The following is a 9,101-nucleotide window of genomic DNA, read 5'->3' on the forward strand; positions in this document are numbered from 1 at the left end:
CGGCAAGGGGGCTCAATCCATGGAGGGGGCCGTGTCAAAGACTCCGCGGATTACTGACGCGAACCTCGGCGGCTGGGTGTTGCGCTGCAATCCAGATGTCTACGACCTGCCTCAACAGGTCCAAGACGGCGAGTACAAAGTGTGGGACTGGCTCGTCGCCAAGAACTACCGTACTGACCTGATGGCACCTGGCCAGCGTGTCGTGCTGTGGGTGGGCGGCCCGGCGACGACCACCCACATACCCGGTGTGTGGGGCATCGGGTATGCCACAGGCCCGGCGTACCTTCGACTCAAAGCCGACGACGCCTCGGATTACTGGCTGGACGAGGAACGAGCCCATCGCTTGGAATGGGCCGTCGATCTGGACGTCGACATCCTGCCGACCCCGATCGCGGCAGACGAACTGAAGGCGATGCCCGAACTGGCGGGTATGGAACTGTTCCGGGCACCGCAGATGAGCAACCCCATATACATCAGTCCCGAGGAAATGTCTGCGCTTGAGGGGCGGGTCGGCCCGTGGCCGGAGTATCCCGGCGATGCGCCCTCAGCGATCATTGTCGGCCCCACCGGTGCTGCCTTTGGTGATCCCCTTGCCAATCAGGTAGTCGAACGGGCGGCCATGGAGCAGGTCATGGCTCACTATCGTGGCTTCGGCTTCGCGGTCACCGACGTGTCAGCCCGTAAATGCGGCTGGGACGTCACCTGCACAGCGCCCGAACATGGTGAACTGCACGTCGAGGTCAAGGGGATCTCCGGCCCGAAGGCGGCCTTCCTCTTGACGGCCAACGAGCACAGAACGGCCGCCACCGATTCCTGCTGGCGCCTGGCAGCAGTGACCGATGCACTCGGCACGCGGCCGACGATCACCGTGCTGACAGGTGACCAGGTTGTGTCAGGCAGCCGGCCGATGGTGTACGAGTACCGTCTGTGCACACGTGAGTGATGGCTTACGGTGCCTGGCTCCTGCACCGTGTCGACGAGCGGGACGGGCTGATCGTCGCTGCGGAAGCTGCCCGCCGGTCGTCGGCAGGGTGGACTGGCAGACAGCAGCGCTGGGAAGTCTCCAGGTGGCTTGCGCTCGTGCCGTGCGCGGCTTCCGGCCGGGTGCGGGAGATCGCCACCGCGGTGTCTGGGACGTCCTTCCTCGGGCGGGGCCGACAGCGGTAGACCACCGCCGGGTTCGGAGTACCGGATCGCAGTGAGGTGCGCAGCTCGCGCAGCTCCTGGCCTGCGCTGCTTGAGGCGTTGGTGCGGGCCGGGCTGGGAGATCCGCAGGTGTATCTGGGGTCGGCACGCCGGGCGGAGGACGGCGCTTGGACGCGCTGCTACTGGGCCCAGCGCCCGGTGAGGCGCTGGGCATGGTGGTGGTCGAGCTCAAGCAGTGGCGGGGCTGTGGCGTCGCCTTCAGCCCGCAAACGCAGGGCATGTTCGCCGCTTTCGGACCCGGGGCCTTCCCGGAGGGGCAGGGCTTGCCGCGGCTACGCGAACTGAACCGAGATCGTCCGCGCCCTGGTGTTCGGCAGCTGCCCGGAAGCACTGCGCCCTTCATCAGCCGATCAGCCCCAACCGCTCCGCGGTGATCACTTCAGGGCCGAACCGGTGGATCGGAGTTGAGTGGACGACATAGCTCTGGCGCGCAGGTCAGGGGAGGCGTCAGGCGAAGAAAAAACCCGCACGCTATAAGCGTGCGGGCCGGGGGCCAGTGGCCACACGGTGGCGAGTGACCCTTTCAAGTCCACTTGGAGGATACCAGATTTCCGCTTTCCTGCTGTCCCGGCTCGGTCGCTGCGGCTAGAGTCTTGCGATGGTCTCCGCGCCGGTCCCCGACCTGTACGCTCGCCACGTTCTTGCCCGCTTGGCCGATTATTTCACCGACGAAGGAACACCCTGGCCTCGCCGTTTGTGGGACATAGGCTCGGTCCTCGCTTTGGAGGAACTGTGGGAGGCCAGCTACTGGCAGGCCCACAACGTGTTGTCGCCTCCCGCCTGCGACTGGCAGCGCAAGGAGCTCAGCGCCCTTATAGGCCCCGATCGCGGACTCGGTGACCGGGACCTGCGTAAAGAACTCACCGCGCTGCTTGAGCAGCCGCTGTGGGACCCCAGCCCGGAGCGCCGCAGACTCAAGGAGATCATCGGGCATGCCCGGGTCGGCTACCTGGAGCGCTGGGCGGCCGCGGTGAATGTCGAGGAAGGCAAGAGGGTCAAACCCGAGCGTTTCTCGCGCACCGTGGCAGCCCATCTTCTGGATCTCGGCTACAGCTCCAGCTATTTAGGCAACTGGGCGCGCAGGCTTGACCGGGACCAGGCCACCACCAGCGACATCGCCGAGAGCGCAGCCGCACTGGCCCAAGCTCCGGGGCGCCCCTACGAGGTCCTTGTGGCTCTGGCGAAAGTACCGCGCCGGGAACTCGCTGAGCCCCTGGAGCACTGGCTCCCCAAAGGCAAGGTCGTTGCCTGGCTGAGGGAACACGGGCACGGCACCGCGGGGTTCCGTTCCGGCGGAGGCTTTGTCTACCAGCTCAGCGCACGCGACCCGTACGGCGCTGCCGAACAGGCACGGCGGCTGTTGGACCGCATGACGGCCCGCTCTGAATTCCTGCGTGCCAGCCGCGGCGGAGTGGTCCCGCTGCCGCACATCTGGATCGCCGGCCACTCCGCCCCGGTGCCGTTGGGTCCCCCCACCCGGGGCGCCGACGTGCTGTCTCTCGTTCATGAAAAGCACCTGTACAAGGTCGACAGCCGACGCGGGCGTATCGACGACGCGCTCGAACTCGCCGCGGTCATCAACCGGGGTGCGCTCGCGCCTGCCGTTGCCGGCGGATGGGCAGCTGTCGAATCGCTTCTGGTCCATGCCGACGACCCCAAGGGAGACCGCGAGCGGGGCAAAGCCGTCGCTGCCGACCGCATGGCGGCGATCATTGCCTGCTCCTGGCCCCGGGCCGAACTGACCACCCTGGCCCACCGCCACCGGCCGAGACGGCCCGACGAACTCACCCGCGCTCTCCAGGGCTGCAACAGCAACCGGGAGCGTGCCCGTCTGGTCGCCGGGGCCCTTCACGCCGGCGGCGTGGATGCCTTGGCTCTGAGCAAGGCATCCACCCGGTATTCCGACCAGTCCGCAGCCGGCCGGATGGCCGCCCTCATCGCGGAGCCGCGCAGGCAACTCGCCGAGGTCAACAAGGCGTTCCGCGTCGCCCTGCGACGCCTCTACCGCACACGCAACATCGTCCTTCACGGCGGAGCAACCAGCGGTGTCGCCCTGGAGGCATCACTGCGCACTGCCGCCCCCCTGATCGGTGCGGGACTCGACCGCATTGTCCATGCCTTCTATACCGAAGGCCTCAATCCCCTTGACCTGGCAGCCCGGGCCGAAGTCGCCCTCACACTCGTCAACGGCGAGACGAGTCTCGCCACCGTCGACCTTCTCGAGCCGCCCCGCTGATCCGGCGCTTCCTCGTCCAACCCGACGGCTGGGGGCCCGATGCGCTGCATGCCTTGATGGAGGCTCCTGGCCCGTGTGCAGGACCCTGGGAGGCTGGAGCGGCACCCTGTGTTGCGGCAGCCACCTCCAGCAGTGGCCGAATGCGTGTCGGGTACGGGACTTCACCAGAGTCTTCCGGCTGGTGAAGATCAGGGCGGGCATCTATCCGTCGATGATCGCCAGGCGGTGCGCGCTGACTCCCAGCCGCGTGGGCGAAGTTATCGCCGGCCGCCGCCAGTTGCTGCACATGGACGTTCATCGAGCGCATCGCGGACGGCCTGCGCATCCCAGGACACATGCTCGGGCTTGCCCGCCGGTCTTGGGAGACTCCACAGGCTCTCGTCGTCACCAAGCGCGAGGCACCGCAAGCGCCAGAGCAGCAGACACCCGTGTCCCTGCCGGGGCCGGATGTGGACAGCATCCTGGCTATGGCCACACGAACAAGCCTCAGCGCAGCCACACTTGAAGCGTTCCGCTCCTCTATCGAGGACTACTGGCGACGAGATGACCAGCACGGCGGCCGGCTCTGAGGCCGGCCGTCGTCGGTCAGCTCCGGTATGTGGTCGGGCTCTTGAAGGAGAGCCGACCGGCGTCCCTCCAGAACGGCCTGTACGGAATCGCGGCCGAGCTGGCACGCCTCACCGGCTGGACGTATTTCGACGCCCGCCAGTACAACCAGGCCCGCGCATACTTCACCGAGGCCCTGCAACTGGCCAAGCAGATCGACGACCGCCAGTTCATGGCCAACGTCCTTGCCTGCATGAGCTTGCAGGCGACCTACCAGGACAAGCCGGCGAGAACGCCAGCCACAAACAAGCCCGGCAACGGCCCGTCCCCGCCGACCAACTCGAGGTCGAACAGCGGCCGTTGGACACCTACGACCGGATCTTCGGCGTCATCGACGGCGCGCCGCGTGAACTCGACGTCATCGAAGACGATCCACCGCTCTGCGGCATGCCCGCCAAACCGGAAGCCGAACCCGAAGCCGTCGCTGACAGCCTGGGCGAGTTCGTGGCCCGTTTCTTGCCGCGCCGCGATGAGCGGCACACCGGCGGCGTGGCGTCGGTGGGACGGCTCGTTCCTAAGCGACCGTGAGCACGACCTTGCCCCGGATGTGCCCCCGGGCGACGCGCTCGTGCGCCGCCCGGGCATCCGCGAGCGGGAACGTGCTGTCGATCGCGACGCGAATCTTCCCCGCGTCGACCAAGCTCTGCAGTTCGGCGAGCTGCGCGCCGCTCGAGCGGACCGACACGGCCGTGACCGTGACACCCAGCTCCGCGTTCTCCTCGTCGTCGAACTGGCCGAAGTACACCGGGAAGAGGGACCCGCCGCGCTTGAGGGTGCGCAAAAAGCGCCTGCTGTCGGGACCCCCGACGGTGTCCAGGACCAGGTCGACGTCACGAACGACCTCCTCGGGCCGCTCCTTGGTGTAGTCGATGAACTCGTCGGCGCCGAGCTCGCGCAGGAACGTCTCGTGGGCGCCGGAGGCCACGGCGATGACGCGGGCCCCCTTCCACTTGGCCAGCTGGAGAGCGAGGTGGCCCACGCCACCGGCAGCGCCGTTGATGAGCACCGTGCTGTGGCTGTCGAGTGCCATCGGGCGGTGCTGGGCCTCTTGGAACGGCGAGGGATGATCGTGCCCGAGCTCGATCAAGAACTGCCACGCCGTCAATCCCGACATGACCAGGGCGGCGGCGTGCACGTGGTCGATGCCGGCCAGCTTGCGGGCGAGGTCGGACGCAGGCGCGGTGACGTATTCGGCGTACGCGCTGCTCTGGAGGAGGGTGGGGAAGCGCAGAAGGCCGGTCACCTCGTCTCCGACCGCGAAGCCGTTGGCGTCGGCGGCGACGGCTTCCACGACGCCTGAGATGTCGGTCCCCGGAATCAGGGGGAGCTGGAACTCGGGCCTGATCTCGGGGGGTATGTCGGGCATCCCCTCGCGCGCATACCGGTCAGGAGGGTTGATGCCGACCGCGTGCACGCGCACGAGCACCTCACCCGGCCCCGGCGCGGGAACCGGCACCTCCTCATGACGCAGCACCTCAGGGCCGCCGAACTCGTGCAGCCGGATCGCTTTCATGGTCTGTTTTGGCACAGCGCTCTTCCTGCGTCTCTCGCGGGGGTAAATGAAATGAATCAGCGGTCCACTTTTCCGGACCACTGATCCGAATATATGGACCACTGATCCGAATAGTCAAGAGGGGTAGCTGCGGGCCGACGCCAGGACGGACCGCGGCCACCTGTTCGCCGTAGCGGGCACCGCCATCAGCGAGCAGGGCGTCGACGGTCACGGCGCGACATCGCGCGCAGGGTGGAGGTCGGGCTCGCGAGGCTGCTCCAGCTCGGCACGCGTGGGCGCCACTTCGAAGGCCTGAGGCCTGGCGCGAGCAAGATTCCGACAACCGCAATGAGCGGCCAGGCCCGACGGGGAACGTCACCCTCGGGCCTGCAGACGAAACCGCCTCGTTCGCGGACCGGCGAACTCGGCAGCGCGCTCAGCAGGAGCGGCTCGAGGCCGCATTCGCCAAGGCGGCCAAAGGCGCCGACCGAGCCGCGCGCTCCCCGGGAGCGGGCCACGACCGCCGCGAAGCGGCTGACGACGGCGGCGCGCACGAACAGTTCGAGATCCAGGGCACCTTGCCCGTTCCCCGCTTCTCGCTGACTTCGGGTCGGCTCAGCAGCCACCGCGAGACGACGGGCCCCCGAAGAGGCGATCGGCGCATGGCGCGAGCGACCACTGATCGCCGAGCCAAGCGCCGCCGGCAGCGCAGACAAATTGGCGCCATCGATATCGCTCCGCGCCATGACCGCGGCCTGGGCGCAGGCAAAGAGCCGCACACCGGCCGCGCACATCGTGACGCACGAAGCGTGGAGTGCGGAGTCGGTGTCCTCGGCGGCGCCTCACGCGCCGGGAAGTGACGCAGCAGCGTCGCGAGCCCGACCTCCACCCTGCGCGCGATGTCGCGCAAGTGACACGTCGACGCCCTGCTCAGTGATGGCGGTGCCCGCCACGGCGAGCAGGTGGCTGCGGTCCGTCCTGGCGTCGGCCCGCAGCTACCCCTCTTGACTATTCGGATCAGTGGTCCATATATTCGGATCAGTGGTCCGGAAAAACGGACCATTGGTTCAGGTCGGACCGGTAGCGGATCGCCCACTCCCCCTTCGGCGTCACGCCGTCCGCCGCAGCAGCCGGAGGCAACGAGGCCCCGGCCGCGACCACCACCTGTTGAACCGGTGACGCATTGGCGTAATCCACCGACGTCAAGAAACTAAGGACACCCCCCATGAAACTGAAGCTCGAAATGATCGTGCTGCCCGTCTCCGACATCAACCGGGCCAAGGCCTTCTACGAGAAGGTCGGATTCCGCCTGGACGTCGACTACAAGGCCAACGAGGACGTCCGGGTGGTGCACTTCACGCCGCCCGGCTCCGAGTGCTCGATCATCTTCGGCGAGGGGATGACCCCCATCGCACCCGGCTCGTTCCAGGGCCTGTACCTCATCGTCTCCGACATCGAGGAGGCCCGGGCGGAGCTCACCGGCCGCGGCATCGAGGTCAGCGAGATCTTCCACGACGCAGGCGGCCTCTTCCACGGCCACGAGGGCGGGGACGTCACCCACCGCGGCCCCGGCCAGGAGCGGCTGGCCGGCCTGCACCCCGAGCGCGCCTCCTACGGCTCCTTCCTCACCTTCAGCGACCCGGACAGCAACGGCTGGGTGCTCCAGGAAATCTCGCAGCGCCTCCCCGGCCGCTGACCACCCCACAAGCCACCGTCCAAGGGCCGCAACGGGCCGCGCCCGGCCCGGACGGCAACCGGTCCGGCCCAGCACTTCTCGCGGTCCGGACCGAAGACCGGCACCGGACCGCCGGGCGAACGCAAGGGTGGGTGCTCTCCGCCGCCCGGCGGTCCGGCCGCCACAGGGCCCGTCCCATCCCGTGACTGCCCCTCGACCCCGTGCGGTGCGGCGGCCCGGGGGCCGTCCGGCGACGGGCAACGGCGAACGCGGCCAGCAAGGGGCCGCGGCCGCCGGAGAGTCCGACCGACTCACAAAAGCAATGAGGAACGAAACAGTGAGGAACACAGCAATGATGAACGAGACAACCCGCACCTACGACGTGATCGTCATCGGCGCAGGGCCAGTCGGCGAGAACGTGGCCGAACGCGCCCGCGCCACAGGGCTCACCACCGTGATCGTGGAGCGTGAACTCCTCGGCGGCGAGTGCTCGTTCTGGGCCTGCGACCCAAGCAAGGCGCTGCTGCGGCCGGTGGTGGCACGTGCCGACGCGAGCCGCGTACCCGGACTCAACCCGGCGGTGGCCGGCCCGCTGGACGTCGAGGCGGTCCTCGCGCACCGCGACAAGATGTCCTCCTACTGGAAGGACGAGGACCAGGTCGACTGGCTCAACTCCGTCAACGTCGACCTCATACGCGGCCACGGCCGCCTCACCGGCCCCAAGCAGGTCACCGTGCAGACCCCTGAGGGCGACACCATCGCCCTGACCGCCCGGCACGCCGTCGCCGTCTGCACCGGCACCCGCGCCGCCCTGCCCCCCATCCCCGGATACGACACCGTCCGCCCCTGGACCAGCCGCCAGGCGACCACCGCCACCAAGGCGCCCGGCCGCCTCGCCATCGTCGGCGGCGGCGTCGTCGCCGTCGAGATGGCCACCGCCTGGCAGGCCCTCGGCTCCCAGGTCACCATGCTCGTCCTCGAGAACGGGCTCCTGGAGCGGATGGAGCCGTTCGCCGGCGAACTGGTCGCCGACGGACTGCGCGAAGCAGGCGTCGACATCCGCTTCAACACCACCGCCACCTCCATGGCCCGCGAGGGCGGCAAGGACGGCGAGGTGCGGATCACACTGTCCGACGGCGGGCAGCTGGCCACGGACGAGATCCTGCTGGCGACCGGCCGCGCCCCGCAGACCCGCGACGTCGGCCTGGAGACCGTCGGACTGACCCCCGGCGACTGGCTGACCGTCGACGACACCTTCCAAGTGAGCGGTGTCGACGGCGACTGGCTCTACGCCGTCGGCGACGTCAACCGCCGCGCCCTGATGACGCATCAGGGCAAGTACCAGGCCCGGATCGCCGGCGCCGTCATCGGCGCCCGCGCCAAGAACGAGCCCGTCGACGACGCCCCCTGGGGCGCGCATGTCGCCACCGCCGACCACGCGGCCGTCCCCCAGGTCGTCTTCACCACCCCCGAGGTCGCCTCCGTCGGCCTGACCAGCCGCGAGATCGAACAGAGCGGCCGCCGCATCAAGGTGGTCGACTACGATCTCGCCCACGTCGCCGGTGCCCACCAGTACGGCGAGGACTACCGCGGCCACGCCCGCATGCTCATCGACACCGACCGCAGCACCGTGGTGGGCGTCACCTTCGCCGGCCCCGGCGTCGGAGAACTCGTCCACTCGGCCACCATCGCCGTCGCCGGCGAAGTCCCCCTCGACCGGCTCTGGCACGCCGTCCCCGCCTTCCCCACCCTCGGCGAGATCTGGCTGCGGCTGCTGGAGACCCACCGCGGGTCAACTTGACCCGGCCCTGAAGGACCGGGCTTGGAGGTAGAGCCCAACTGGCTGCTGGGTGGTCTCCTCCGTCCAGACACCCCTATGGGGTGGC

At 68.7% G+C, this 9,101-nt stretch carries 7 protein-coding genes and 2 pseudogenes; 6 read left to right on the forward strand and 3 right to left on the reverse strand.

Translation table 11 applies throughout. The features are described from left to right. Positions 1 to 31 precede the first annotated feature (31 nt). The 4 genes and pseudogenes from ACIBK0_RS45405 to ACIBK0_RS45420 all read left to right on the forward strand — a co-directional run bounded on the left by ACIBK0_RS45405 (position 32) and on the right by ACIBK0_RS45420 (position 4,576). Positions 32 to 943 (forward strand): protein NO VEIN domain-containing protein, encoded by a 912-nt coding sequence (locus ACIBK0_RS45405; protein ID WP_399094292.1) that lies wholly within the window; start codon positions 32 to 34, stop codon positions 941 to 943. Between the two features lie 861 nt (positions 944 to 1,804). Next, complete coding sequence (locus tag ACIBK0_RS45410) at positions 1,805 to 3,442, forward strand: integrase (RefSeq protein WP_399094295.1); 1,638 nt, start codon at positions 1,805 to 1,807, stop codon at positions 3,440 to 3,442. 139 nt (positions 3,443 to 3,581) lie between these two features. After that, positions 3,582 to 4,274 (forward strand): annotated as a pseudogene (locus ACIBK0_RS45415) (tetratricopeptide repeat protein); the annotation flags it as partial. A gap of 74 nt (positions 4,275 to 4,348) precedes the next feature. Continuing rightward, on the forward strand, positions 4,349 to 4,576 hold the full coding sequence (locus ACIBK0_RS45420; protein ID WP_399094298.1) for a hypothetical protein: 228 nt from the start codon (positions 4,349 to 4,351) through the stop codon (positions 4,574 to 4,576). Here the strand turns inward: ACIBK0_RS45420 and ACIBK0_RS45425 are convergent. The 3 genes and pseudogenes from ACIBK0_RS45425 to ACIBK0_RS45435 form a co-directional block, all read right to left on the reverse strand. Further along, the gene (locus ACIBK0_RS45425; protein WP_399094309.1) at positions 4,563 to 5,561 is read right to left on the reverse strand and encodes an NADP-dependent oxidoreductase; all 999 of its coding nucleotides are present in this window, start codon (positions 5,559 to 5,561) and stop codon (positions 4,563 to 4,565) included. The genes ACIBK0_RS45420 and ACIBK0_RS45425 overlap by 14 nt on opposite strands. A 594-nt stretch (positions 5,562 to 6,155) precedes the next feature. Then, a pseudogene (locus ACIBK0_RS45430) lies at positions 6,156 to 6,535 on the reverse strand (TetR family transcriptional regulator). A gap of 43 nt (positions 6,536 to 6,578) precedes the next feature. Further along, the gene (locus tag ACIBK0_RS45435) at positions 6,579 to 6,746 is read right to left on the reverse strand and encodes a hypothetical protein (protein WP_399094301.1); all 168 of its coding nucleotides are present in this window, start codon (positions 6,744 to 6,746) and stop codon (positions 6,579 to 6,581) included. A gap of 19 nt (positions 6,747 to 6,765) precedes the next feature. Between ACIBK0_RS45435 and ACIBK0_RS45440 the strand changes: the two genes are divergently transcribed. Together ACIBK0_RS45440 and ACIBK0_RS45445 are read left to right on the forward strand one after the other, a co-directional pair. Continuing rightward, positions 6,766 to 7,236 (forward strand): VOC family protein, encoded by a 471-nt coding sequence (locus tag ACIBK0_RS45440; protein WP_399094304.1) that lies wholly within the window; start codon positions 6,766 to 6,768, stop codon positions 7,234 to 7,236. A gap of 334 nt (positions 7,237 to 7,570) precedes the next feature. Next, a complete protein-coding gene (locus ACIBK0_RS45445; RefSeq protein ID WP_399094312.1) occupies positions 7,571 to 9,016 on the forward strand; it encodes a dihydrolipoyl dehydrogenase family protein in 1,446 nt (481 codons plus the stop codon). The last annotated feature ends 85 nt before the right edge of the window (positions 9,017 to 9,101 follow it).

It is taken from the genome of Streptomyces sp. NPDC050564 (assembly GCF_044457265.1).
In the GTDB taxonomy this organism is placed as follows: domain Bacteria; phylum Actinomycetota; class Actinomycetes; order Streptomycetales; family Streptomycetaceae; genus Streptomyces.